This window comes from Micromonospora sp. TSRI0369, assembly GCF_001905625.1.
GTDB lineage: Bacteria > Actinomycetota > Actinomycetes > Mycobacteriales > Micromonosporaceae > Micromonospora > Micromonospora echinospora_A.
On record NZ_LIVU01000003.1, the window covers coordinates 567,366 to 592,792 of the forward strand.

General features: G+C 73.8%; 19 protein-coding genes. 16 read left to right on the plus strand and 3 right to left on the minus strand.

Annotated elements, in window-relative coordinates; genetic code table 11:
• Window positions 1-130: 130 nt before the first annotated feature.
• Entirely contained in the window at window positions 131-1,135 is a 1,005-nt protein-coding gene (locus AMK25_RS11355; protein WP_073828264.1) for a LacI family DNA-binding transcriptional regulator, read from the minus strand.
• A gap of 135 nt (window positions 1,136-1,270) precedes the next feature.
• On the opposite strand from AMK25_RS11355, the gene AMK25_RS11360 reads away from it, so the two are divergent.
• From AMK25_RS11360 to AMK25_RS11395, 8 genes are all read left to right on the plus strand, one after another.
• A complete protein-coding gene (locus tag AMK25_RS11360; protein WP_073828266.1) occupies window positions 1,271-2,581 on the plus strand; it encodes an ABC transporter substrate-binding protein in 1,311 nt (436 codons plus the stop codon).
• Window positions 2,578-3,576, plus strand: a complete 999-nt coding sequence (locus AMK25_RS11365; RefSeq protein ID WP_073828269.1) for a carbohydrate ABC transporter permease — start codon at window positions 2,578-2,580, stop codon at window positions 3,574-3,576. Before AMK25_RS11360 ends, AMK25_RS11365 begins: the two co-directional genes overlap by 4 nt.
• Window positions 3,573-4,439 (plus strand): carbohydrate ABC transporter permease, encoded by an 867-nt coding sequence (locus tag AMK25_RS11370; RefSeq protein ID WP_073828271.1) that lies wholly within the window; start codon window positions 3,573-3,575, stop codon window positions 4,437-4,439. The genes AMK25_RS11365 and AMK25_RS11370 overlap by 4 nt, the downstream gene beginning before the upstream one ends.
• A gap of 39 nt (window positions 4,440-4,478) precedes the next feature.
• Window positions 4,479-6,803 (plus strand): glycoside hydrolase family 3 N-terminal domain-containing protein, encoded by a 2,325-nt coding sequence (locus tag AMK25_RS11375; protein WP_073828274.1) that lies wholly within the window; start codon window positions 4,479-4,481, stop codon window positions 6,801-6,803.
• A 150-nt stretch (window positions 6,804-6,953) separates the two neighbouring features.
• The gene (locus AMK25_RS11380) at window positions 6,954-8,057 is read left to right on the plus strand and encodes a glycosyltransferase family 39 protein (RefSeq protein WP_073828276.1); all 1,104 of its coding nucleotides are present in this window, start codon (window positions 6,954-6,956) and stop codon (window positions 8,055-8,057) included.
• Between the two features lie 105 nt (window positions 8,058-8,162).
• Entirely contained in the window at window positions 8,163-10,031 is a 1,869-nt protein-coding gene (locus AMK25_RS11385; RefSeq protein ID WP_073828278.1) for a glycosyltransferase family 2 protein, read from the plus strand.
• Window positions 10,025-11,158 carry a glycoside hydrolase family 26 protein gene (locus AMK25_RS11390; RefSeq protein WP_073828280.1) on the plus strand — a complete coding sequence of 378 codons (1,134 nt, stop codon included), beginning with the start codon at window positions 10,025-10,027 and terminating at the stop codon, window positions 11,156-11,158. The genes AMK25_RS11385 and AMK25_RS11390 overlap by 7 nt, the downstream gene beginning before the upstream one ends.
• Before the next feature lie 56 nt (window positions 11,159-11,214).
• Window positions 11,215-12,096 (plus strand): DUF1963 domain-containing protein, encoded by an 882-nt coding sequence (locus AMK25_RS11395; protein ID WP_241826329.1) that lies wholly within the window; start codon window positions 11,215-11,217, stop codon window positions 12,094-12,096.
• Window positions 12,097-12,109: 13 nt separating this feature from the next.
• On the opposite strand, the gene AMK25_RS11400 is transcribed toward AMK25_RS11395, so the two are convergent.
• A complete protein-coding gene (locus AMK25_RS11400; RefSeq protein ID WP_073828283.1) occupies window positions 12,110-13,420 on the minus strand; it encodes an aminotransferase class V-fold PLP-dependent enzyme in 1,311 nt (436 codons plus the stop codon).
• A gap of 137 nt (window positions 13,421-13,557) precedes the next feature.
• Between AMK25_RS11400 and AMK25_RS11405 the strand changes: the two genes are divergently transcribed.
• Together AMK25_RS11405 and AMK25_RS11410 are read left to right on the plus strand one after the other, a co-directional pair.
• Window positions 13,558-14,448 carry an alpha/beta hydrolase family protein gene (locus AMK25_RS11405; RefSeq protein ID WP_073828641.1) on the plus strand — a complete coding sequence of 297 codons (891 nt, stop codon included), beginning with the start codon at window positions 13,558-13,560 and terminating at the stop codon, window positions 14,446-14,448.
• 93 nt (window positions 14,449-14,541) lie between these two features.
• Window positions 14,542-17,256 carry a helix-turn-helix transcriptional regulator gene (locus AMK25_RS11410; protein WP_073828285.1) on the plus strand — a complete coding sequence of 905 codons (2,715 nt, stop codon included), beginning with the start codon at window positions 14,542-14,544 and terminating at the stop codon, window positions 17,254-17,256.
• 51 nt (window positions 17,257-17,307) lie between these two features.
• Here the strand turns inward: AMK25_RS11410 and AMK25_RS11415 are convergent, their stop codons facing one another.
• Window positions 17,308-18,066 carry a class I SAM-dependent methyltransferase gene (locus AMK25_RS11415; protein ID WP_073828288.1) on the minus strand — a complete coding sequence of 253 codons (759 nt, stop codon included), beginning with the start codon at window positions 18,064-18,066 and terminating at the stop codon, window positions 17,308-17,310.
• A gap of 181 nt (window positions 18,067-18,247) precedes the next feature.
• Here AMK25_RS11415 and AMK25_RS11420 point away from each other — a divergent pair, with 181 nt between their 5' ends.
• The 6 genes from AMK25_RS11420 (at window position 18,248) to AMK25_RS11445 (ending at window position 25,376) form a co-directional block, all read left to right on the plus strand.
• Entirely contained in the window at window positions 18,248-20,527 is a 2,280-nt protein-coding gene (locus AMK25_RS11420; protein ID WP_073828291.1) for an FAD-dependent oxidoreductase, read from the plus strand.
• Window positions 20,524-20,844 (plus strand): putative quinol monooxygenase, encoded by a 321-nt coding sequence (locus AMK25_RS11425; RefSeq protein WP_073828293.1) that lies wholly within the window; start codon window positions 20,524-20,526, stop codon window positions 20,842-20,844. Before AMK25_RS11420 ends, AMK25_RS11425 begins: the two co-directional genes overlap by 4 nt.
• The gene (locus AMK25_RS11430) at window positions 20,841-22,067 is read left to right on the plus strand and encodes a cytochrome P450 family protein (protein ID WP_073828295.1); all 1,227 of its coding nucleotides are present in this window, start codon (window positions 20,841-20,843) and stop codon (window positions 22,065-22,067) included. The genes AMK25_RS11425 and AMK25_RS11430 overlap by 4 nt, the downstream gene beginning before the upstream one ends.
• A 52-nt stretch (window positions 22,068-22,119) precedes the next feature.
• Window positions 22,120-22,785: a TcmI family type II polyketide cyclase gene (locus AMK25_RS11435; RefSeq protein WP_073828298.1), complete on the plus strand. Its 666-nt coding sequence runs from the start codon at window positions 22,120-22,122 to the stop codon at window positions 22,783-22,785.
• Window positions 22,786-22,878: 93 nt separating this feature from the next.
• Window positions 22,879-23,262, plus strand: coding sequence for a DUF1622 domain-containing protein (locus tag AMK25_RS11440; protein WP_073828301.1), 384 nt, complete (start codon window positions 22,879-22,881; stop codon window positions 23,260-23,262).
• Window positions 23,263-23,318: 56 nt separating this feature from the next.
• Complete coding sequence (locus tag AMK25_RS11445) at window positions 23,319-25,376, plus strand: heavy metal translocating P-type ATPase (RefSeq protein ID WP_073828303.1); 2,058 nt, start codon at window positions 23,319-23,321, stop codon at window positions 25,374-25,376.
• Window positions 25,377-25,427 lie beyond the last annotated feature (51 nt).

Here is a 25,427-nt window from a genome sequence, read left to right on the forward strand (position 1 = left end):
GGGCGGGCGGTGCGCTTCCGAAACTTCCGGGGGATGTTCCGGAAGTAGCCCGAAACCTTACGGACCTCGATAGCCGCCCGTCAATCACCGTTCGGGAAGGAGCGCCCGGCCGGGCCGGACGCGGAGCGCGTCAGCGCAGGGGCCGGCAGGAGGCCCGGACGACCAGCTCGGTGGGCAGCTGGATGTGGGTGTCCCGCTCGACGCCGGCGATCAGGTCGATCAGCAGCCGCAGGGACTCGGCGCCCATGCGTTGCAGCGGCTGCCGGATCGTGGTGAGTGGAGGGTCGACGAGCGCCGACTCGGGGATGTTGTCGAAGCCGATGACCGACAGGTCGTCCGGTACGCGCAGGCCGAGGCCGCGGGCGACGTCCAGGGTGGAGATCGCCGACAGGTCGTTGCCGGCGAAGATCGCGGTCGGCCGGTCGGGGAGCGCGAGCAGCTCGGCGGCCGTGCTGGCGGCGGTCTCGGCGCGGAAGCCGCCCACCCGCACGAGCCGCTCGTCCACCGGCGCGCCCGCGTCGGCCATCGCCTTGCGGAACCCGGCCTCGCGCAGGCGGGCCGACTCCAGGTCGGGGCGGCCGCTGATGTGCGCGATCCGGCGGTGGCCCAGCGACAGCAGGTGGTCGGTGGCCAGCACGGCGCCGGCGAAGTTGTCGGAGTCCACTGTGGGCAGGCCGGACGGGCCGGTGTGCGGGTCGACGGCCACCACGTGGAAGCCGTGCTTGGTCTCGACCACCGTCGGCGTCACGATCACCGCGCCGTCGATGAGCGTGCCGGAGAGCCGCGCCAGCGAGCGCCGCTCCCACCCGATGGCCGCGCCCTCGCCGTCCCCGCTGGAGTAGGCGAGCAGCTGGTAGCCGCTGCCGGCGACCTCGCGGGACGCGCCCTTGAGCAGCTCGGTGGAGAACGGCTCGAACTCGGCGACCAGGATGCCCAGCACGTTCGTGCGGTGGCTGCGCAGGCTCTGCGCCCCCAGGCTCGCCTCGTAGCCGAGTTCGTGGATCACCTGCTGGACGCGCTCGACGGTGGCCTGTGCAACGCCGTACCGACCATTGACAACCTTCGATACAGTTGCCACCGAGACGCCGGCCGTACGTGCCACGTCCGACATCTTGACGCGCTGCGGGAACACCACGCCGACGATGATAGAGGGCCCTTCCGGGTGGATCGAAGACGATGTCGAAAACGTTATCGATACCGATTGACTTCACGTTACGGCCCTGTAAAACTCCCCGGCAGGTAACCCGGCTAAGTGGTCGAGGAGACATCTATGGCGATGAAGCGCCGTGCTGGTGCCGTCCTGGCACTGTTTGTGACAAGCGCTCTGCTGGCCTCCGCGTGCACCAGCGGTGGCGACGACGAGAAGGCCGCCGAGGGCGAGCTGTTCAAGAACCCGGTGACGCTGACCTGGTGGCACAACGCCTCGCAGGACGGCCCCGGCAAGACGTACTGGGAGAAGGTCGCCAAGGACTTCTCCGCGGCCCACCCGACGGTCAAGATCGAGATCGAGGCGATCGAGACGAACCAGCTCCAGCGCACCCGGCTGCCCGCCGCGCTGCTGAGCAACGACCCGCCGGACATCTTCCAGGCGTGGGGCGGCGGCGAGATGCGCGAGCAGGTCGAGGCCGACTACCTCAAGGACATCACCGACCAGGTGAAGAGCGAGGTGGCCGACATCGGCAGCGCCTCGGAGATCTGGCAGGTGGAGGGCAAGCAGTACGGCCTGCCGTTCCGGATGGGCATCGAGGGCATCTGGTACAACAAGGACATGTTCGCGAAGGCGGGCATCTCGGCGCCGCCGACCACCTTCGAGGAACTCAACGCCGCGGTCACCAAGCTCAAGGCCATCAACGTCGTTCCGATCGCCCTCGGCGCCGGCGACAAGTGGCCGGCCGCGCACTGGTGGTACAACTTCGCGCTGCGCGCCTGCTCGGTCGACACGCTGAAGAAGGCCTCCACGGACCGGACGTTCGACGACCCGTGCTTCGTCAAGGCCGGTCAGGACCTGAAGACCTTCATCGACACCAAGCCGTTCCAGAACAACTTCATCGCCACGCCGGGCCAGAACGACCCGACCAGCGCCAACGGCCTGCTCGCCAACGGCAAGGCGGCGATGGAGCTGATGGGCGAGTGGAACCGCGGCACCCTGGACACCGTTGCCACCGACAAGGCGGCCCTGGGCAAGTTCCTCGGCTGGTTCCCGGTGCCGGCGATCTCCGGCTCCGCCGGTGACCCGAAGGCGGCCCTCGGCGGCGGTGACGGCTTCGCCTGCTCCAAGAACGCCCCGGCCGAGTGCGTCGAGTTCCTCAAGTACATCGTCAGCCCCGAGGTGCAGAAGGGCTACGCCGCCACCGGCACCGGCCTGCCGGCCGTCAAGAGCGCTGCTGACGGCGTCACCGACCCGGCGCTGAAGTCCATCCTGGAGTCCACCGCGTCGGCCACCTACATTCAGCTCTGGCTCGACACGGCCTTCGGCAGCACCGTCGGCACCGCGATGAACGACGCGATCGTCGCGATCTTCGCCGGCAACGGGACACCTGAGAAGGTCGTCTCGGCCATGAAGGCGGCCGCAAGCAAGTGACGTCCGCATCGCAGACCCGTATGCCCGCCGACGGCGCTCTCGCGCCGCCGGCGGGCCTCCGGCCCGGCGCACGAGCCGCCTCACGCCGCGCCGAGACCCGCCGCAAGTGGTACGAGATCATCGGGCTGACCACGCCGGCGGTCCTCATCTACGTGCTGTTCGTGCTGGTGCCGATGGGCTTCGCGTTCTACTACAGCCTGTTCCGCTGGCGCGGGGTCGGGCCGCCCACCGAGTACGTCGGCTTCCGCAACTACACCCTCGCGTTCCAGGACCCGATCTTCCTCGACGCGCTGCGCAACAACGCCATCATCGTCTTCGGGTCGCTGCTCATCCAGGGCCCCGTCGCGCTCGGCATCGCCCTGCTGCTCAACCGCCGCTTCCGCGGGCGCTCCGCGTTCCGCCTCCTGGTCTTCGTGCCGTACGTGCTCGCCGAGGTCACCGTCGGCATCATGTGGAAGCTGATCCTGACCGACGGCGGCTCGCTCGACGCGCTGCTGCGGTCGTTGGGGCTGGGCGGGCTGGTGCAGGCGTGGCTGGCCGACCTCGACGTGGTGATCTGGACGCTGCTGTTCGTCCTTACCTGGAAGTACGTCGGCTTCGCCATCATCCTGCTGCTCGCCGGCCTGTCGAACGTGCCGCCTGAACTGAACGAGGCCGCCGAGATCGACGGCGCGAGCTGGTGGCAGATCCAGCGTCACGTCACGTTGCCGCTGCTCGGCCCCACCATCCGGATCTGGATGTTCCTGTCGATGATCGGCTCGTTGCAGGTCTTCGACATGGTCTGGGTGACCTCCGTGCCCGCGGTGCGCTCGCTCGGCGCCTCGGCCACCATGGCGACGTACATGGTGGACAACGGCTTCTTCGCTCGGCTGTGGGGCTACGGCAACGCGGTCGCCGTGATCCTGTTCGTCATCTCCTTCGTGGCGGCGCTGCTGTTCCAGCGGTTCCTGCTCAGCCGTGACATCGAGGGCGCCATCACCCGGAAGGGGAAGTGACAGTGGCCGTGAACTCCGCACCCGCCCCCTCGGCCGGGCGCCGCCCGGTGCAGTGGAGCTCGCCGCTGACGTACGCGATCGCGCTCGCGGTCGCGGCCGTGTCGATCGCCCCGGTCGTCTACGTCGTCGTCGGTGGCTTCCGGACCACGCCGCAGATCGTGAACGATCCGGCCGGCCTGCCCGACCCGTGGGTCTGGGACAACTACTACCGGGTGCTGACGCAGAGCGACTTCTGGCGGCAGGCGTTCAACAGCGCGGTGATCGCTCTCGGCACCACGCTCGGCGTGGTGGTGCTCGGCATGGCCGCCGCGTTCGTGCTCGCCCGGTACTCGTTCCGGGGACGTGAGTGGCTCTACACCTTCTTCACGCTCGGTCTGCTCTTCCCGGCCGGGGCGGCGATCCTGCCGCTCTACCTCCTGCTGCGTGACCTGAGCCTGATCAACTCCTACTACGCGGTGATCCTCCCGCAGGTGGCGTTCTCGCTGCCGCTCACCATCGTCATCCTGCGGCCGTTCCTGTCGGCCATCCCGCGGGAACTGGAGGACGCGGCCGCCATCGACGGCGCCGGCCGGCTCGGCTTCCTCTGGCGGATCGTGCTGCCGCTGTCGCGGCCCGCGATCGTCACCGTCGGCATCCTCGCGTTCGTGGCGAGCTGGAACGCGTTCCTCCTGCCGCTGCTCGTCCTCGGGGACGTCAACCTGCACACCCTGCCGCTGGGCGTGCAGAACTTCTCCAGCCAGTACACCACCGACACCGCCGGCGTCCTCGCCTTCACGTCGCTGGCGATGTTGCCGGCGCTGCTGTTCTTCACCCTCGCGGAGAAGCAGATCGTCGGGGGCCTCCAGGGCGCGGTCAAGGGCTGAGCGGCAGCGGTACCAGCACAACCAGTGGAAAGGCACACCATGACAGAGGTCCATGCGGTGGTGGACGGCCCGGCGCCGGCTCAGGCGGGTCCGGACCACGACCGGCCGGACGGGCACGACCCCGACGCGCGCGTACGGGAACTCCTCGCTCGCATGACGATCGAGGAGAAGGTCGCGCAGATCGTCGGGTTCTGGGAGAAGGAGGACGGTGAGGCGGTCGCGCCCCTGCAGGGCGAGTTCGCCGACACCGGCCGGCTGGACGACTTCTCCCGGCACGGTCTGGGCCACCTGACCCGCGCCTACGGCACCCGCCCGGTCGACGCGGCGGCCCGCGCGGCCTGGCTGTGGAGGTTCCAGCGGGAGCTGGTGACCGGCACGCGGCTGGGCATCCCGGCGATCGTGCACGAGGAGTGCCTGACCGGCCTGTCGGCGTGGAAGGCGGCCACCTTCCCGACGCCGCTGGCCTGGGGCGCCGCGTTCGACCCCGACCTCGTCACCGAGATGGCGGCGGCCATCGGGGCCTCGATGCGCGCGCTCGGTATCCACCAGGGACTGTCCCCGGTGCTCGACGTGATCCGGGACCCGCGCTGGGGCCGGGTCGACGAGTGCATCGCCGAGGACCCGTACCTCGTCGGCACCATCGGCACCTCGTACGTGCGTGGACTCCAGTCGCAAGGCGTGCTCGCGACGCTGAAGCACTTCGCCGGCTACTCGGCCTCACGGGCCGGGCGCAACTTCGGCCCGGTGCACGCAGGTCCCCGGGAACTCGCCGACGTGCTGCTGCCGCCGTTCGAGATGGCGATCCGCGACGGCGACGCGCGCAGCGTCATGCACTCGTACGCCGAGATCGACGGCGTGCCGGTGGCCGCCGACCCGACCATGCTCACCGACCTGCTGCGGGAGCGGTGGGGCTTCGACGGCACGGTGGTGGCCGACTACTACGGTGTCGCCTTCCTCAACCTGCTGCACCACGTCGCGGCCGACAACGCGGACGCGGCGGCGCAGGCGCTGGCCGCGGGCCTGGACATCGAACTGCCCACCGGCGACGCCTTCCTGACCCTGACCGAGTCGGTGCGGGCCGGCACTGTCGACGAGGCGCTGGTGGACCGGGCGGTGCTGCGCGTCCTGCGCCAGAAGCAGGAACTCGGACTGCTCGACGCCACGTTCGACGACGAGCCGCCGGGCGCTGTCGACCTCGACTCGCCGGAGCACCGGTCGATCGCGCGCCGGCTCGCCGAGGAGTCGGTCGTCCTGGTCGCGAACGAGGGCGTGCTGCCGCTGCCGGCGGGCCGCCGCGTGGCGGTGGTCGGCCCGAACGCCGACCGGCAGGGCGCGTTGTTCGGCTGCTACTCGTTCCTCAACCACGTGCTGGCCCACCACCCGGGCGTGGAGACCGGGATCGAGGTGCCGACCGTCCTCGAAGCGGTGCGCGCCGAGTTCGGCGCCGACCGGGTCACCTTCGCGGCCGGCTGCGAGGTGGACTCGGCGGACCGCTCCGGCTTCGACGAGGCGGTCGCCGCCGCGTCCGCCGCCGACGTGGCCGTCCTCGTGGTCGGCGACCACGCCAGCCTGTTCGGCCGCGGCACCGTGGGCGAGGGCTGCGACCGGGACGACCTGGAGCTGCCCGGTGTGCAGCGCCAGCTCGTCGAGGCGGTGCTGGACACCGGCACCCCTGTCGTCCTGGTGCTGCTCACCGGCCGCCCGTACGCGCTGGGCTGGGCGCTGTCCCGGTGCGCCGCGGTGGTGCAGACGTTCTTCCCGGGTGAGGAGGGCGCCGGCGCGATCGCGGGTGTGCTCTCCGGGCGGGTCAACCCGTCCGGCCGGCTGCCGGTCACCCTGCCCGGCTCGGCCGGCGCGCAGCCGTACTCGTACCTGCACCCGGAGCTGGGGGAGGGCATGAACGGCACCAACCTGCCGGCGACGCCGGTGGCGCCGTTCGGTCACGGGCTGTCCTACACCACGTTCGCGTACAGCGACCTGACCGTGCCGGCCGAGGCGCCGGTCGACGGGGCGCTGCGGGTGTCGGTGCGGGTGACGAACACCGGCGCGGTCGCCGGTGACGACGTGGTGCAGCTCTACGGCCGCGACCTGGTCGCCTCGGTGACCCGGCCGGTGGCGCAGCTGCTCGGCTACCGGCGGGTGCGTCTGGAGCCGGGCGCCTCGGTCACCGTCGAGCTGACCGTGCCGACCACGCGGCTGGCCTTCACCGACCGCGCGCTCAACCGTGTGGTGGAGCCCGGGGAGGTCGACGTCTGGGTGGGCACGAGCGCCCGGCGCGACGTCCAGGCGCGGACGACGCTGACCGGCGACACCGTCGAGATCACCGCCGCCTCGCCCCGCTGGACGACCACCGACGTCCGCTGAGTCGGGGTCCGCCGGTCGTCCACGGGGCGGGCGGCGGACCCTTTCATCTGATATTGGCGTTATGTCGGTTTTGGCTCAGTAGGCTCCAGGATGTCATCCAGCCCTGGCTGGATCCCGGTCGCCGGCACCCACAGGGATGCGTGAGTCACGATGATGGACGCGGACACCATGGTCCTGCCCCGGATCGGGGATGCCGCGATCGAGGACCCGTGGGGCGAGGACCGTCCGCGCCGCCTGACCGCCCGCGCCGCGACCGCCGCCGTGACGCGGTGGCGGATCGCGGCGTGGCTGTTGCCGGCGGCACTGGCCGGCGCGCTCGGCGCCGCCCGGATCACGACGTCGGGACTGAGCGCCGCAGAGCTGGCGGCCCGCCGGGCGGCGACGTCGCCCCGGCAGGGGATCGGGCTCACCGGCGACGACGTCGCGCTCGGGCCGTACCACCTGCTCCTGCGCGGCTGGGCGGAGCTGTTCGGCTCGGCGGACCTCGCGCTGCGCGTACCGTCGCTGCTGGCCATGGTGGGAGCCGCGGCGCTCGTCGGCGCGCTCGCCGCCCGGATCGCCACGCCCGCCGCCGGCCTGCTCGCCGGCATGATCTTCGCGGTGCTGCCGACCTCGATCCGGTACGCGCAGGAGGCGCAGCCGTACGCCCTGGCGGTGTTCGCCGCAGTGCTCGCCACCTGGCTGCTGGTGCCCGCGCTCGACCGGCCGGGCCCGCGGCGGCTCGTGCCCTACGCGGGCGCGGTGCTGCTGCTCGGCCTGTGCCAGCCGGTGGCGTTGCTGCTGCTCGCCGCGCACGGCTGGGTCGTGCTGGCGTTCCGTCGCCGCGCCGCCGTCCGGTGGCTGGCCGCCGTGGCCCTCGGGCTGCTCCCGGTCGCCGCGCTGCTCGGCGCGGGTCTGCGCGGCGGCGGGCACCTGGCGTCCGGTGTGGGACCGGGCGCCGCCGTGCTGGCGGCCACGCCCGGCGAGCTGTTCGGCGTCGCCGCGCTCGGTGGCGTGCTGGCCGGGCTGGCCCTGTTCAGCCTGCCGCTCCGGTACGCCGCCGCGATCTGCACCGCCTGGGCGCTGGTGCCGGCGCTCGCGCTGCTGGCGCTGGCGCAGGCCGTGCCGGTCTGGTCGGCGGTGAACCTGCTGTTCACGGCACCGGCCTGGGCGGTGCTCGGCGGGGTCGCCCTGTCCCGGGCGCGTGCCGCCGTCGCCGTCGCCGTGCTGGCGCTCGTCGTGTTGCTCGGGGTGGCGGCGCAGCTTCCGTGGTGACCGGTCGACGAACGGGCGATCTCTGCCTGATTCGCTCCTTTTGCGGTTGTTTGTCGGCTTAGCATTCGGGCGGCTCCTGAGCCGGATGCAGACCATGGGGGAAACGTGGCCGTCGCCGCCGATACACGCCTGTCCCGCGCCACGACGGCCGGGACGCCGGGCGACCGCCCGAGCGCGCCCGTCCCGCCCGGGGCACCCGCCGACCCGGACCGCCGGCAGCGCAACGTCAGCGCCCGCCTGGCGTACGCCCGGTGCGGCGCCGTCGCCGGTCCGCTACGCCCGCCTCGCGGCCCGGACGCGGCGGTCGAGTTCCGCCCCACCGCCTCGGTCGCCGCGCGGGTGATGCTGACGCTGCTGGTGCTCGTCAACAGCGCCGCCGGGCTGGTCTTCGTCGGCTGGCTGCTGCTGCCGCAGCACGTGCCCGGCCCCGGCGTCGTCGGGCTCGGCGGCTGGCAGACCGCCGCCGCCCGGCTCGCGTTCTGCGTCGTCGTCGGCGTCGAGCTGATCCGCCTGGCACAGAACGTGGTGGTGTGGGTCTTCGCCTTCCACGCCCGGGACCCGGTGCCGGTCGACCCGCCGGTCGGCCTGCGGGTCGCGCTGCTCACCACCATCGTGCCGAGCAAGGAGCCGCTGGACGTCGCGGAGCGCACGCTGCGCCGGCTCCGGGAGATCGTCTACTGCGGGCACGTCGACGTGTGGATCCTCGACGAGGGCGACGACCCGGCGGTGCGGGCGATGGCCGACCGGCTGGGCGTACGCCACTTCACCCGCAAGGGCCGGCCCGAGTACAACCAGCCCGGCGGCGAGTTCCGGGCCCGGACCAAGTCCGGCAACCACAACGCCTGGCGGGCCGAGCACGAGCACCGTTACGACGTGGTCGCGAACGTGGACCCGGACCACGTGCCGCTGCCGAACTTCCTGGAACGCACACTCGGCTACTTCCGCGACCCGGACGTGGCGTTCGTGGTGACGCCCCAGGTGTACGGCAACATGCACCAGAACTTCGTCGCCCACGGCGCCTCGGTGCAGCAGTACCTCTACAACGGCCTGATCGCCCGGGGCGGCAACGGCCTGGACGCGCCGCTGCTCACCGGCACCGGGCACCTCTACCGCCCGGCGGCCTGGCGGACCATCGGCGGCTACCAGGACTCGATCATCGAGGACCACCTCACCAGCATCCGGGTGCACGCCGCCGTCAACCCGGCCACCGGGCGCCGCTGGAAGGGCGTCTACACCCCCGACGTGGTGGCGCTCGGTGAGGGGCCGACCTCCTGGGCGGACTACTTCAACCAGCAGAAGCGCTGGGCCGCCGGCATCTGCGAGATCCTGCTCCGGCGCGAGATGCGTACGCCGCGTACGCTGCCCGGCCGCCGTCGCTGGCAGTACCGCCTGCTCCAGTTCTACTACCCGAGCGTCGCGGTGAGCCTGCTGCTGGGCAACGCCGCCACCGCGCTCTACCTGCTGACCGGCGTGGACGCCGGCCGGCTCGACCCGCAGGTGTGGGCGACGCTGTGGGGCACCACCGTCGGCACCTGGTTCCTGCTCTGGCTCTGGCTGCGCCGCTTCAACATCGCCCCGCACGAACGCGAGGAGGTGGGCATGGCCGGCATGGCGCTCGCACTGTTCGCCGGGCCGGTCTACGTGGCCGCGGCGGCCGGCGCGCTGCTGCGCCGCCGGCTCGGTTTCGTGGTGACCGCCAAGGGGGCGCTGCGCACCGTCGAGTCCCTGCGCACGTTCCGGCTGCACCTGTGCTGGGCGCTCGCCGCGGCCGGGCTGCTCGCGGTGAGCTTCGCGCTCGGTCACGACTACCCGCTGCTGCGGGTCTGGCCGGCGCTGACGATGCTGACCGGCCTCGCCCCGCCGCTGATCTCCTGGGCGGAGAGCCTGCGGGCCCGCCGGCACCGCTCGGCGGAGGCGGCGCGAACGCAGCCGGCGGCGGCGCGGGCGGCGGCTGAGGGCGGTGTCCCGTGCTGAGGCCGACCGCGCCCCGGGTGGGCCTCGCGCTGGCCGGGTTGCTGCTGCTCGCGTACGCCTTCGTGGTGGCGCCCGGCGCGTGGCGCGACCCGGGCACGGGCGCCGCGGCGCACGGTCGCGTCCCGGCGACACCGCAGGCGAGCGCCGACGCGCCGGGTGGCGGCCTGTTCCCCCCGGCCGGACAGGCGTTCTTCGGGGTGATGACCGACAAGGGACCGCACGACTTCGCGACTGTCGACCGGTTCGTCGAGGCGGCCGGGCGGTCGCCGCAGGTGATGCTCTTCGGCGCCGACTGGGTGTCGGCCGAGTTCGACCGGAGCCTGTTCGACCGGATCGCCGACCGGGGCATGATGCCCATGCTCGGCTGGGAGCCGTGGGATTACAGCATCGACCTGGCGGCCCGGCGCACCGGCCTGGCGGTCCGGCAGATCGACCGGCTCCGGGCCACCCAGCCGGACTACCGGCTGGACCGGATCGCGCGCGGCGACTTCGACGCCCACCTGCGGTCCTGGGCCGAGGGGGTCCGGTCGCTCGGCTACCCGGTCGCGATCCGCTTCGCGCACGAGATGAACGGCGACTGGTATCCGTGGTGCGAGCGGGCCAACGGCAACCGCCCCGGCGACTACGTGCGGGCCTGGCGGCACGTGCACGACCTGTTCGCCCGGGCCGGGGCCACGAACGTCACCTGGGTGTGGAGCCCGAACGCCCGCTGGGACAAGACGACCGCCGGGCTGACCGGGCTCTACCCGGGTGACGACTACGTCGACTGGGTCGGCGTCACCGGCTACTACGGCACCGGCGCGTTCACCAAGACGTACTGGTCGTTCGACCAGATCTTCGGTCCGACGATCGCCGAGATCCGCAAGGTCACCCGCAAGCCGCTGGTGGTCACCGAGACCGGCGCCGCCGACACCGCCGGACGCAAGGCCCGGTGGATCCGGGAGACGTTCGGCTCCCTGCCCCGGTACCCGGACCTGATCGGGCTGATCTGGTTCGAGGTGGACAAGGAGCAGGACTGGCGCATCGCCGGGTCGCCCGCCGCGGCGACCGCGTTCGCCGAGTCGGTGGCCGGCGAGCGCTACGACGTGACCTGGTCGGCGGCGTCGAGGCCGCGCGCCGGGCCGTGACCCCGTCCCGCGCCGGGCACACTCCATGTCGGACGGTGGAGCTACCCTCCACGATCATGAACGAGAGAGATCAATTCCGGCGGGCGGCGATCGAGCAGGGCGTGCCCGAGGACGAGGTGGCCCGCTTCGCGGAGCTGATCCGGTTCCAGCTCCACGCCTGTCCGCGCGAGGACGGCGTGCACGCCGGGCGGCGGGGCGGGCGGCCGCGGCTGCCGGCGGGCATGCCGTGGCCCACATGCTCGGAGGGTTTCCCGTTGCCGTTCCTGCTCCGGCTCGACTGCGCGGCGCTGCCCCGGGTTCCCGACCTCGCCCTGCCGGCCGACGGCACGCTGCTGTTCTTCCTCGACCAGGAGAGCGCACTGGACGCCTGCGGCATCGAGGCCGAGCAGGAGTTCGCACGGGTCGTGTACGTCCCGGCCGGCGCCGAGACGATGGACGGTGAGTACCTCGTACCGACCGGAACCGATCTGGAACCGTTCCTCGCCCCCGAGCACGAGATGTACGCCGGTCTCCAGGCGGAACTGCCGGACTGGCTCGACCGCTCGGAGAACTGGCTGAGCGCCACCCAGATCCAGCTCCTGCGCGACATGCCGCACCGCAAGGAGATGAGCGCGCTGCTCGAGCAGCTCTGGCCGGAGCGCCAGTGGTCCCTGCCGGAGGACGTCTTCGTCGGCGGCTACACCATCTCGGCGCAGGATCCGCCAGAGGTGATCATGATGGACAAGGAACGGCGGCGGCAGGCGAGGTCCCTGCCCCGCGCGGAGCGGATGGTGGCCCAGTACGAGGAACAGCAGCGGGTGATGCGCGAATGGGTGCCGCTGGCCCAGTTCGGCGTACCGGACGAGGAGTACGTCAACGCGCGGTTCCTGATCCGCCACGACGACCTCGCCGCCCGGCGGTTCGACAGGGTGCTGTCCTTCTGCGAGTTCACCGAGTGACAGCCGGGCCGGCTCACACCAGCGTGCGGACCGCCCGCAGCGCCGCCTCCACGTCCTGCTCGCCGTTGGCGATGGTCGCGCCGAAGCGCAGATAGGACGGCCGGTAGGGGGTGCTGCTGGCGACCACCCCGGCCGACCGGAGCCGGCCCACCGCCTCGCCCACCGGCACGCCCGGCACCTCGCAGCAGACCACACCGGCGGACAGGTCGGCGGTGCGCGGGGTGACCAGCCGTACGCCCCGGATGCCCGCGAGACCCTCCTTGAGGCGGTCGGCCAGCTCCCGGGTGCGTTCGGCGACCCGGGCCGGGCCGATCCGGCTGTGGAAACCGAACGCGTCGGCGAGCGCCCACCGGTGCTCGAAGCTGTGGTAGCCGCCGGGCGTGTGCGCCGCGCCCGGCGGCACGAGCGCCGCGCCGGTCCCGCCGGCGAGCCAGCGCCCGATGCTGCGTCCGTCGAAGCTGGGGATCACCGGTGTCATCCGCGCCCACGCGCGTTCGGCGGCCCAGACCAGGCCGGTGCCGCGCGGCCCGAGCAGCCACTTGTGGCAGCCGGAGATCAGCACGTCGCAGCCGAGTTGCTCCGGTGTTGACGCGTCGGCGCCGAAGCCGTGCACCGCGTCGAGGCAGAGCAACGCCTCCGGGCTGCGTTCGCGTACCACATCGACCAGGCGGCGCACCGGCAGCTTCACGCCGGTGCTGGAGTGCACCCAGGTCAGCGCCACCACGCGGGTGCGCGGGGTGAGCGCCCCGGCGAGACCGGCCACCATCTCGTCCACGCCGGCGGTGGCGGCGTCCCGGTAGAGGCGGGCCCGGCGCACCGTCACGCCGTCGCGGTCGGCGCGCAGCCGCAGCGACTCGTGCGTGGCGTAGAAGTCGTGCTCGGTGGTCAGCACCTCGTCGCCCGGCCGCAGCCGGATCGCGCTGTAGACGAGGCCGAGGCCCATGGTGGTGGAGTCGGTGAGCGCGATCTGGTCCGGCTTCGTGCCGAGGTGCCCGGCAGCCGCGTCGAGCACCGCGCGGTCCAGCCGTTCCTCGTTTGCCAGCAGGTAACCCGAGGCGTCCCGGTCCAGGCCGTCGCGGTGGGTGGCCACGGCGGCGCGTACCGGGGCGGGGTGCGGCGCGAACACGAAGGTGGCCAGGTGTGCCCGGGAGCGGTCCAGCGCGAACTGGGCGCGGACGCTGTCCCAGCTGCCCGGATCCAGGGCGGGCGGGTCGTCCGCCGCACCGTCCTGCGCCGCCGGGCGCTCCGGCTCGCAGCCGGTGGCCAGGCCGGTGACACCGGCCGCCGCGGTCGCGCCGAGCAGGTGCCGTCGGGTCAGGTGCATGAGGTCATCGTCCGCCGTGCATGTCACGGCCGGGTCACCACCGTCCGCGCGGACCGGTGATTTCACCGATGCGCGGCGCGCCGTAGCCATCGATGCTGACGCATGTCGATGTAATTCCGGCGCAAGGAGTGACCGACGTGCCCACCACCATCCGTTCCCGTACCCCCATCCGTGCCCTGGCCCGGTTCGCCGTGGCGGCGCTGCTCGCCACGGGCGGCGCCCTCGCCGTCCCGGCCGCGGCGAACGCGGCCAGCCCCTACGAGCGCGGCCCGGCGCCCACGAGCGCCATCCTGGAGGCCAGCCGCGGCCCGTTCGCCACCTCGTCGATCAACGTCTCCTCGTTGAGCGTGACCGGCTTCGGCGGCGGCGTCATCTACTACCCGACCAGCACCGCCGAGGGCACCTTCGGCGCGGTCGCCATCTCGCCCGGCTACACCGCCTCGTGGTCCAGCCTGAGCTGGCTCGGACCGCGGATCGCCTCGCACGGCTTCGTGGTGATCGGCATCGAGACCAACACCCGGCTGGACCAGCCGGACAGCCGGGGCCGCCAGCTCCTGGCCGCGCTGGACTACCTGACCGAGCGCAGCTCCGTGCGGGGCCGGATCGACTCCTCCCGGCTCGCCGTGGCCGGGCACTCGATGGGTGGCGGCGGCAGCCTGGAGGCCGCGGCGGCCCGGCCGTCGTTGCAGGCCGCCGTCCCGCTCGCGCCGTGGAACCTGGACAAGACCTGGTCCGAGGTGCGGGTGCCGACGCTCATCATCGGCGGCGAGACCGACAGCGTCGCGCCGGTGGCGACCCACTCGATCCCGTTCTACAACAGCATCCCGGCGTCGTCGGAGAAGGCGTACCTGGAGCTGGACGGCGCGAGTCACTTCTTCCCGCAGACGACGAACACGCCGACGGCGAAGCAGATGGTGGCCTGGCTGAAGCGGTTCGTCGACGACGACACCCGCTACGAGCAGTTCATCTGCCCCGGCCCGAGCGGCTCGGCGATCCAGGAGTACCGCAACACCTGCCCCAGCGCCTGAGCCCGTCCGCTGCCGGGGTGGTCGTCGCGACGACCACCCCGGCAGCATGTCTGCCTCTTTTCCGACGGGTTGCCCATCTGTGACACTGCACGCATGCTTTCTGCATCGACAGTGCATATAGACCTCCGTGGCCGGGACGACGAGTGCGACGCGATCCGCCGGCTCCTCGACCGGGACTCCGGCGGCGCGCTGCTGTTCCACGGGCCGCCCGGCGCCGGGCGCAGCGCCCTGCTGGCGTACGCCCGCCGGTGGGCCACGGGACGCACGGTGCTCACCGGCGCCGGCCTGGCCGACGAGGCGACGCTGCCCTACGCCGGGCTGCACCGCCTGCTCGACCCGGTGCTGGACGCGGACACCGCGCTGCCGGTGCGGCAGCGGCGGCTGCTGCGCCGCGTGCTCGGCGGCGACGGCTGCCCGGCCGACCAGCGGCTGGCCCTCGCCGCGGCGGTCCGCTCCCTGCTCGCCGCCGTGGCCGGGGACCGGCCGCTGCTGTGCACGGTGGACGACCTCGACATCGGCGACCGGCAGAGCGCCTGGACGCTCGCCGTGGTGGCGCGCCGGCTGCGCCGGCTGCCGGTGGCGGTGCTGCTGACCGCTACCGCCCCGGCCACGGTCGACGGGGTGCCGGCGCACCGGCTGCGCCCGCTGGACGCCGACGAGTGCCACGCGATGCTCGCCGACCGCGGCCACCGGCCACCCGCGCCGGTGACCGCCGCGCTGGCTGAGCTGAGCGGCGGCAGCCCGGCGGCGCTGGCCGACCTGGCCGGCGCGCTCACCCCGGCGCAGTGGCGCGGCGAGGCGCCGTTGCCCGCGACGCCGCCGGTGGACGGCGCGCTCGCCGCCGCGTACCGGGCCCGCCTCGACCGGCTGCCGGCGCCGACCCGGCGGATGGTGCTGCTCGCCGCGCTCGACCACGGCGACGACCCGGGCACGCTGGTGCGCGCCGCCTGGTCCGCCGGTCTGACGGTGGAGGCGCTCGCCCCGGCCGAGGCGGCCGGGCTGCTGCGGACCGGGCCCGGCGGGGTGACGTTCCCGCACCCGCTCGCCCGCACGATGATCACCGCCGTCGCGCCGCTGGCCGACCTGCGCGCGGCGCACCTGCTGCTGGCCGGCACGCTCGCCGGCGGCCCGCTGGGCCGCGCGCTGCGCCACGCCACCGCCTCCGACTGCCCGGCCGACGTGCTCGCCGCCGAACTGGCGGCGGCCGTGGACGGGGCGTCCGACCGCGCCGCCGCGGCCGCCGCGCTGCGCCGCGCCGCCGAGCTGACCGCCGATCCCGGGCGGGCGGCCGAGCTGACCGTGGCGGCGGCCCGCTGCGCCTGGACCGCCGGCGACCCGGACCAGGCCCGGGGGCTGCTGCGGCGCCTGACCGGCGGACCGGCGCACGGTCCGGCCGAACTGGTACGGGGCGACATGCAGCTACGGTGCGACGCGCCGGCCGACGCGGTCGCCACGCTGCTGGCCGCCGCCGACGCGGTCGCGCCGGCCGACCGCCGCTCCGCCCTGCTCGCGCTGGTCCGCGCCGGCGAGGCCATCTGCGTCACCGGCGATCAGTTCCGCTACGCCGAGGTGGCGCGCCGCGCCGAGGCGCTGCGGCGGCCCGGCGACCCGCCCGACCTGGACCTGCTGGCCACCTTCGCGGTGGGCGTCGGGGCGACCCTGCGCGGCGACCACGCCCGTGGCGGTCCGGCCCTGCGCCGGGTCGTCGTCCTCGGCGGCCGGCTGTCCGGGCCCGCGCTCACTCCGGGCGCGCTGGTCTGCGCCGCCGCGGCGGCGTTGCTGGTGGCGGTCGACGGCCCCGCGCACCGCCTCGCCGGCCGGGCGGTCGAGGAGGCCCGCACGCGCGGCGAGCTGTCCCTGCTGCCCCGGTCGCTGGAGCTGCGGGCCGTCGCCGAGTACTGGCTGGGCCGGCACGAGGCCGCGGCGGAGACCGCCCGCGAGGGCGTGCGCGCCGCCCGCGCAACCGGCCAGCACGCCTGCGCCCAGGTGCACCTCGGCATCCTCGCGGTGCTGGCCGCGGTACGCGCCGACCGGGCCGGCGCGCTGGCCCGGATCGCCGAGATCGGCGACGGGGCCGCGCCCGGGAGCCGGCCGGACGCGTACGCCAGGTGGGCGCTCGGCGTGCTGGACCTCATCGACGGCCGGTACGCCGACGCGGTCGCCCGGCTGTCCACGCTGGCCCGTACCGGCACCGGCCGGGGGCAGGTGCTGGTGCAGGTGATGGCCACGCCGTACCTGGTGGAGGCCGCCGCCCACGACGGCGGGCGCCCGGCCGCCGCGCTCGCCGTGTTCGACCACTGGGCCAGCAGCACGGCGAGCCCGTCGCGGCGGGCCCTGGCGGCGCGCTGCCGCGCGCTGCTCGCGCCCCGGGGCGGCCCGGAGGCCGAACGGGAGTTCCACACGGCGCTGCGGCTGCACCCGGCCGACACCGACCGGTTCGAGCGCGCCCGCACCGAGCTGCTGTTCGGCCGCGAGCTGCGCCGCCGGCGCCGCCCGCGCGACGCCCGGGCCCACCTGCACCGCGCGCGGGAGACGTTCACGCTGCTCGGCGCGACCGTCTGGGCCGACCGGGCGGGCGAGGAGCTGCGCGCGGCGGGGGAGTCGGTCGGGCCGGTGCCGGGCGGCCCGGAGCAGTTGCTGACCGGGCAGCAGCTGCACATCGCCCGGTTGGTCGCGCAGGGGGCGACCAACCGGGAGATCGCCACCCGGATGTCCCTGTCCACCCGGACCGTCGATCACCACCTGCGCAACGTCTTCCACCGGCTGGGCGTGCGCTCCCGCACCGAGCTGGCCCGCCTGCTGGCCTGACCACCCGCCGGGCGTGGGCCACCGCCCCCCGGGCAGGGCGCGCCGCCGGGCTCAGCGCAGCGCGGCCACCGCGGCGTCCCCGCCGCCCCGCCAGAGCACGCCGGCCTCGGCGAAGCCGGCCGCGCGCAGCGCGTCCAGGTGCCACGCGGCGGGTGGGCTCCACTCCGGGCTGTGACCGGTCGGGTAGATCTGCCGCCGCTTCTCCACCAGCGGGCCGAGCACCGGGTCGTCTGCCGCCCGCGCCCACCAGTCCGGCCAGGACAGCGCCGCGCCGGCCCGGTACCGGGCGTCCCGGCGCGCCCTCGCCCGTGCGCCGAGCCGCGCGGTGAGCGTCGGCATCGCGTCGTCGGGCATGTGGTCGGCGTTGACGAACACGCCGCCGGGACGCAGCACGTCGCGGATCTCGCGGTAGAGCTGCGCCAGGCGCGGGCCGTCCACCCAGTGCAGGGCGGTGGCGGTGAGCACTGCGTCGTAGTCGCGGTGCGGCAGCGCGGCGGCCCAGCCGGAGCTGTTGAGGTCGGCGGTGACCACTGTGGCCCGCCCGGCCAGCGCCGCCTCGGCGAGGGTGAGCAGCACCGGGTCGAGGTCGAGCACCGTCACCTCGGCGTCGGGCCGGCGGGCCAGCGTCCGCAGGCTGATCGAGCCGGTGCCGCCTGCGAGGTCGAGCACGCGCGGCGGCCGGTCGTCCGCGACCGCCTCGACGGCGTCGAGCATCGCGGTGAAGCGGTGCTCCCGGTCCGGCATGAATGCCTCCTGCTGCCGGTCCCAGCTCTCCTGCCAGGCGCGTACGTCCAAGTCGTAAGGAGTCATGCCGCTGACGATAGTTACCGACGGAGCACCTGTCGAGGCTTGTTGCCATACTTTTGCAACAACTGCTGAGCGTCGCGGCGGCGTCACCGGGACCGGACGTGCGACCGGGCGACGGTGACGACCGGGTGACGCGGGCTGCGGCAGGGTCGCGGCACGACGACGGCACGTTCGAGGGGGCTGCATGATCAGGACGATGCTCCGGCTGCGCGCGCGTCCGGGGTGCGAACCCGCCGTCGGGCCCGCCTTCGAGACCGTCGCCGGGCAGCTCGGCGCGCTGGCCGGCAACCTCCGGCACGAGCTGCTCCGCGACGCCCTGGACCCGCGCGGCTTCGTCGTCGTCACCGAATGGGCCGACGAGGCGGCGCTGCGCGCGTACCGGCGCGGGCCGGTGGCGGCCCGCCTGGCCGGCCTGCTCCAGCCGCTCACCGAACCGGTGGATGGGCCAAGCTATCCGCCGCTGCGCGAGACCGGCCACGGCGAGGGCCCGGTCTACGTGGACGTCGAGCTGACCGTGCCGCGCGACCGGCTCGCCGAGTTCCACAGGGGCTACCCCGAGGTGGTACGGCGGATGAGCGCGATACCCGGCTACCGCCGCGAGCAGCTGCTACGCGAACCCGGCTCAGACATCCACCACATCTTCGCCGAGTGGGACGGAGCCGCTCCGTTCCTCGCCTGGATCCGCGACCCGGCCCACGCCTCGGCGCAGGCCGGACCGATCGCACCGTTCCTTCTCGACATCCGGCGCCGCCTGTTCCACGTCGTGCCCGACGCGGACGGCCGCCGTCACGCCACCACGGGCTGGGAGGCCGACGTGCACAGGACAACAGACGTACTCGTCGTCGGGGCGGGGCCCACCGGGCTGACCGCCGCCGTCGAGCTGGCCCGGCGGGGCATCGACTGCCTGGTGATCGACAAGCAGGCCACCCCGCCCGGCCACGCCGACAAGGCGATCGGCGTGCACTGCCGCACCATGGAGATCTGGGAGGAGCAAGGCGTCGTCCGGGAGGCCATGGACGCCGGCATCTGGCTCACCGGCAACACGGTCTTCGTCAACGGCGCGCAGACCCACCGGATGAGCTGGGAGCTGCCCGGCCTGCCGTACGACCACCTCGGCCTGCCGCAGTACGAGACCGAGCGCATCCTCACCGACCGCCTGGCCACCCTCGGGGTGCGCCCGCAGCGCGGCGCCGAACTCGTCGACTTCACCCAGGACGCCGACGGCGTGACCGCCACCGTCCGCACCGCCGACGGCGGCACCGAGACGGTACGCGCGGCGTACCTGGTCGGCGCCGACGGCGCGCACAGCCGGGTGCGGGAGCGGCTCGGGCTCACCTTCACCGGCGGGCTGGGCCGGTTCCCGCAGCTGTTCATGCTGGTGGACGTCGACGTCGACTGGGACATGCCGGACGGGCACCTGCTGCGGTTCCTGCACGTGACCGACGGGCAGATGGACGGGATGCTCGTCTGCGTACCGCTGCGCGGCGAGCACCGCTACCGCATCGCCACCCTGGCCCCGCCCCGGTTCTTCGCCCAGACCGGCGGGCGCGACGCCCCGCCCGGGTTCAGTGAGGAACTCGACGAGCCGACGATCGAGGACGTGCAGGCCGCGCTGGACCGCCTCGCGCCACCCGGCACCCGGGCGAGCAACCTGCGCTGGTCGTCGGTGTTCCGGATCAGCCACGGCATCGTCGACCGCTACCGCGACGGCCGGATCTTCGTCGCCGGGGACGCCGCCCACCTGCACCCGCCCGCCGGGGGCCAGGGCATGAACACCGGCATCCAGGACGCCTGGAACCTGGCCTGGAAACTCGCGCTGGCGGTACGCGGGCTCGCCGCGCCCGGGCTGCTGGACAGCTACGAGACCGAGCGGCGGCCGGAGGGCGAGGAGATCGTCGGCCGGGCGGTACGGATGGCCGGCACCGAGGAGGTCGACCGCGCCGACCTGGAACGGCAGTTCCTCCAGGAGATGTCCATGCTGCTCAGTTACGCGAGCAGCCCGCTGGTCGGGGAGACCGTCGCCGACCCGGCCGCGCTCGGTGACGCGCCCCGCCCTGGCGACCGCGCGCCGGACGTCGACGGGCTGCTCCGGCGCGGCGTCGGCCACCCGCTGCGGCTGCGCGACCTGACCCGGGGTACCCGGCACACGCTGCTGCTCTACGCCGACGGCACGGCGGACGCGGCGGAGCTGGCCGCGTTCACCGGCCTGTGCGCCGACGCGCGCCGGCTGGCCGGCGGGGAACTCGACGCGTACCTGCTGCTCGACCCGGACGCCGACGAGCCGCGCCTGCTCGACCCACCGGTGGTGCGCGACGCCGAGCGCCGGTTCCGCGCCGGATACGGCCTGACCGGCACCGGCCTGTACCTGATCCGCCCGGACGGGCACATCGGGTTCCGGGGCGCGCCGGTCGACCCGGACGCACTGCGCAAGCACCTGCACCTGGTGTTCGGGGGCGCACGGTGAGCCGGGTCCGGACCGTGCTGGCGATGCGGACCCGGGAGGGCTGCGAGGAGCGCTTCGAGGCCGAGTGGCTCAGCGCCGCCGAGGAGATCCGCACGCTGGACGGCTGCCTGCACCAGGACCTGGTCCGCGACGCCGACGACCCGCGCAGCTACCTGGTCATCAGCGACTGGGCCGACCGCGAGCGGCTGGACGCGTTCGGCCGCAGCACGCACCGCGACCGGCTGCTGCGCGTGATCCGGGAGCTGCGCGAGTCCGCCGACCGGCACACCTACCAGGTGCTGCACAGCGTGGCCGGCGAGCCGGGGGAGGGGCGATGAGCGACGACGTGATGCCGGCGAGCGAGCTGTACACCGACGCGTTCGCTGCTGACCCGTACCCCGCGCTGGCGCGGCTGCGCGCCGAGCGGCCGGTCTGCCCGGTCGGCTCGCCGCGCTTCGACTCGTGGCTGATCACCCGCTTCGACGACGCCCGCACCGCGTTGACCGACCCGCGCCTGTCCAAGGACCTGTACGGCCCGGAGCAGCACTACCTGAAGATTTTCGGCCCGAACTCCGAGGGTCTGAACCGCAACATGCTCAACTCCGACCCGCCGGAGCACACCCGGCTGCGCCGGGTCGTGTCGCAGGCGTTCGCGCCCCGGCGGATCGAGGCGTTGCGCCCCCGGGTGGCGTCGATCGTCGACCAGCTCATCGACAAGATGGCGCCGCACGGCGAGGCGGACCTGATGCACGACTTCGCCATCCCGCTGCCGATGACAGTCATCTGTGAACTGCTCGGCGTGCCGCCGGCCGACCACGACCGGGTGCTCGACTGGACCCAGGTCATCCGCACCTCCGGCTCCACCAGCCGGCCGCCGGCGCAGGAACGGGCGGCGGTGCAGGAGGCCCAGCTGCGCCTGCACCAGTACCTCGCAGGCCTGGTCCGCGCCAAGCGCGACGACCCGGCCGACGACATCATCGGCGCACTGATCAAGGCCGTCGACCAGGACGGGACGCTGTCCGAGGCGGAACTGGTCACCACCACGTTCCTGCTGCTGTTCGCCGGGCACCAGACCACCGCCGACTTCCTCGGCAACGCCGTGCTGGCCCTGCTGACGCATCCCGAACAGATGGAACTGCTGCGTGCCACGCCCCGCCTGCTGCCCGCCGCCATCGAGGAGCTGCTCCGGTTCGACGGGCCGCTGCCGGTGGCCAGCCCGCGCATCGCCACCGAGGACGTCGACTACCAGGGCGTACGCATCCCGCGCGGCGCGATCGTCGGCGTCGCGATAAACGCGGCCAACCACGACCCGGCGCACTTCGCCGACCCGGACCGGCTGGACCTGCGCCGGGTCCGGGGCCCGCACCTCGGGTTCGGTCACGGCGTCCACTACTGCCTGGGCGTCTCGCTGGCCCGGATGGAGGCCGAGCTCGCGCTCGGCGCGCTCCTGCGCCGGCTGCCCGGACTGCGCCTGGGCGTGCCGCTCGCCGAGGTGCGCCGGCTCCCCGCCGCCTCACCGTTCCGCGGCCTGCTGGAACTGCCTGTCACCTTCACCGCCTGACGGCGCCGCCGCCTCGCGCCGCCGCCCCCGTCGCAATCATCAAGGAGCAGTCATGGTCTTCCGCAACGTGATCGTCTGTCACATGGTCCCCGGCAGCGAGCAGATCGTCGGCGATGTGTTCGGCCACTACGACCAGGCCACCCGGCCGCAGGACCTGGGCGTCATCGGCCGGTACCTGCTGTCGCACCACGACCTCTACCTCCACGTGATCGAGCGGGAGCAGGACCCGCGGATCTCCGGGCAGACCCGTGGCCTGCCCGCGTTCCAGAAGATCGCCGAGGAGATCGGCCCGTACGTCACCCCGTACCCGCGCTACTGGAAGAACCCGTCGGACTCGGTGGCCAAGGAGTTCTACCACTGGGCGCCCGAGGGCGAGCCGCCCGCCGACACCACGCTCACCGTCATCGTCGGGCGGATCAAGCCCGGCGCCGAGCCGGACGTGGCGCGGGTCTTCACCGAGTCCGACGCCGGGTCGCTCCCCACCGACCTCGGGGTCACCGGGCGCTGGCTCTACTCGATCGACGACGTCTACGTCCACCTGCTCGAACAGGAGTCGTCGGCGGCCGAGGCCACCCGGGACCAGCACGGCGACAAGCCCGCCTTCGGCAAGGTGATGCAGGACCTGGGCCCGTACATCGAGCCGTACCGGCCGGACCGGTGGCAGGGTCCGCAGGACTCGGTGGCCACCGTCTTCTACCGCTGGCAGGCGCAGGACTGAGCACGCCTCCGCGCTCCCGCCCTCCGGGTGGCGGGAGCGCGGAAACGCCGTCCCCGCCACCGGCCGTACGCGAGGCTGGTGCGGGGGTGCCGGGTGCCGACGAAGGAGATCGTCCAGCACGTCGGGGCGCTGCTGGACCTGGCCGGGGTGCTGGTGATCGCGGTCGGCGTCGCGGTCGCCACGGCGGTGTTCGTGGTGCGCTGCGCCCGGACCCGGCAGGTGGTGGCGCACTACCGCGCGTACCGGCAGGGGGTGGGCCGGGCCATCCTGCTCGGCCTGGAGTTCCTGGTCGGCGGCGACATCATCCGGACCGTCGCGGTGTCGCCCACGTTCACCAGCGTCGGCGTGCTGGCGCTGATCGTGCTGGTCCGCACGTTCCTCAGCTTCTCGCTGGAGGTGGAGCTGGACGGCCGCTGGCCCTGGCAGGGCCGCCCTCCGGCGGACCGGCCGAGCGTGGGCGCCCGACCGCAGCGCTGATCACCCGCCGCAGTATTACCCCCAGGGGGTATGGTGGTCGGCGGAGGTGACGCCCGATGGAACACTCACCCGGTCACCACGGCGGCCACGGCACCGAACACGACACCGGCCATGGCGCGCACGCCGGGCACGACCCGGAGCAGTTCCGCCGCCGGTTCTGGCTGAGCCTGGCGCTGACCGTGCCGATCGTCGTCACCAGTCACATGGTGATGGACTGGTTCGGCTACTCCCTGGACTTTCCCGGCGTGAGCTGGGTCGGGCCGGTGCTCGGCACCGTGGTGTTCGCGTACGGCGGCTGGCCGTTCCTCACCGGCGGGCTGCGGGAGCTGCGCGAGCGTACCCCCGGCATGATGCTGCTGATCTCGATGGCGATAGTGGTCGCCTACCTCGCGTCCGCCGCCACCAGCCTCGGCCTGTTCGACCTGGACTTCTGGTGGGAGCTGGCCGCGCTGGTCACCATCATGCTGCTCGGTCACTGGCAGGAGATGCGGGCGGTCGGGCAGGCGCGCGGCGCGCTCGGTGCCCTCGCGGCGCTGCTGCCCGACGACGCCGAGCGCCTGGACGACGCCGGGCGGCCGCATCCGGTGCCGGTCGCCGACCTGCGGGTGGACGACCTGGTGCTGGTGCGCCCCGGCGGGCGGGTGCCGGCGGACGGGCGGATCGTCGAGGGCGCCGCCGAACTGGACGAGTCGATGATCACGGGGGAGTCGCGGCCGGTGGCCCGCGCCGCCGGGGACCGGGTGGTCGCCGGCACCGTGGCCACCGACTCCACCCTCCGGGTACGCGTCGAGGCGGTCGGCGCGGACACCGCGCTGGCAGGTATCGGGCGGCTCGTGGCGCAGGCGCAGGCCTCCGGCGGGCGCGCCCAGGTGCTCGCCGACCGGTTCGCCGCGTTGCTGTTCTACCTGGCGGCGTTCGCCGGCCTTGCCACGTTCGCGGTCTGGGCGCTGCTCGGCGACCCCGACCAGGCGGTGGTACGCACCGTCACCGTGCTGGTGATCGCCTGCCCGCACGCGCTCGGACTGGCGATCCCGCTGGTGGTGGCGCTGTCCACAGCGCTGTCGGCGCGCGCCGGCATCCTGGTCAAGGACCGGCTCGCGCTGGAGCGGATGCGTACCGTCGACACCGTCCTGTTCGACAAGACCGGCACGCTCACCACCGGCCGGCACACGGTGACCGGCGTGGCCGCCACCGGCGGGCTGGACTCCGACACCGCTCTGGCATTGGCGGGCGCGGTGGAGGCCGACAGCGAACACCCGCTGGCCCGGGCGCTCGTGTCCGCCGCCGACTCCCGGGGCGCGCGTCCGGTCGCGCGCGGCTTCCGGGCGCTGGCCGGCCGTGGCGTGCGGGCCACCGTGGACGGCGTGGACTGGGCGGTCGGCGGCCCGGCCCTGCTGCGTGAGCTGGACGCCCCGGTGCCGGACGACCTGCGCCGCGCGGCGCAGGAGTGGTCGGGCCGGGGCGCCGCTGTGCTGCACCTGGTCCGGCTGCCCGAGGGCCGCCCGCCGGAGGTGACCGCCGCGTTCGCGATGGAGGACCAGGTCCGCCCGGAGGCGCGGGCCGCCGTGGCCGAGCTGCGCGACCTCGGTGTACGCAAGATCGTGATGATCACCGGCGACGCGCGTCCGGTGGCCGAGGCGGTCGCCGCCGACCTCGGGTTCCGGCCCGGCGTCGACGAGGTCTTCGCCGAGGTGCTTCCCGCCGACAAGGACAAGGCGGTGGCCGAGTTGCGCGATCGAGGGCTCACAGTGGCGATGGTCGGCGACGGCGTGAACGACGCCCCGGCGCTCGCTCGCGCCGACGTCGGGCTGGCCATCGGCGCGGGCACCGACGTGGCGATCGAGTCCGCCGGGGTGGTGCTGGCCGGCTCCGACCCGCGCGGCGTGGGCGGCGTGATCCGGCTGTCCCGCGCCTCGTACCGGAAGATGCGGCAGAACCTCGCCTGGGCGGCCGGCTACAACGTGGTCGCGATCCCGCTCGCCGCCGGTGTGCTGGCCTGGGCCGGGATCGCGCTCAGCCCGGCCCTGGGCGCGGTGCTGATGTCCGCCTCCACCATCGTCGTGGCGCTCAACGCCCAACTGCTGCGCCGGGTGCGGATCGCGCCGGCTGACTGATCCGCATTTCCCGGCCCTGCCCCGCCGGTCGGCTCGCGGGTGCGAGCGGAT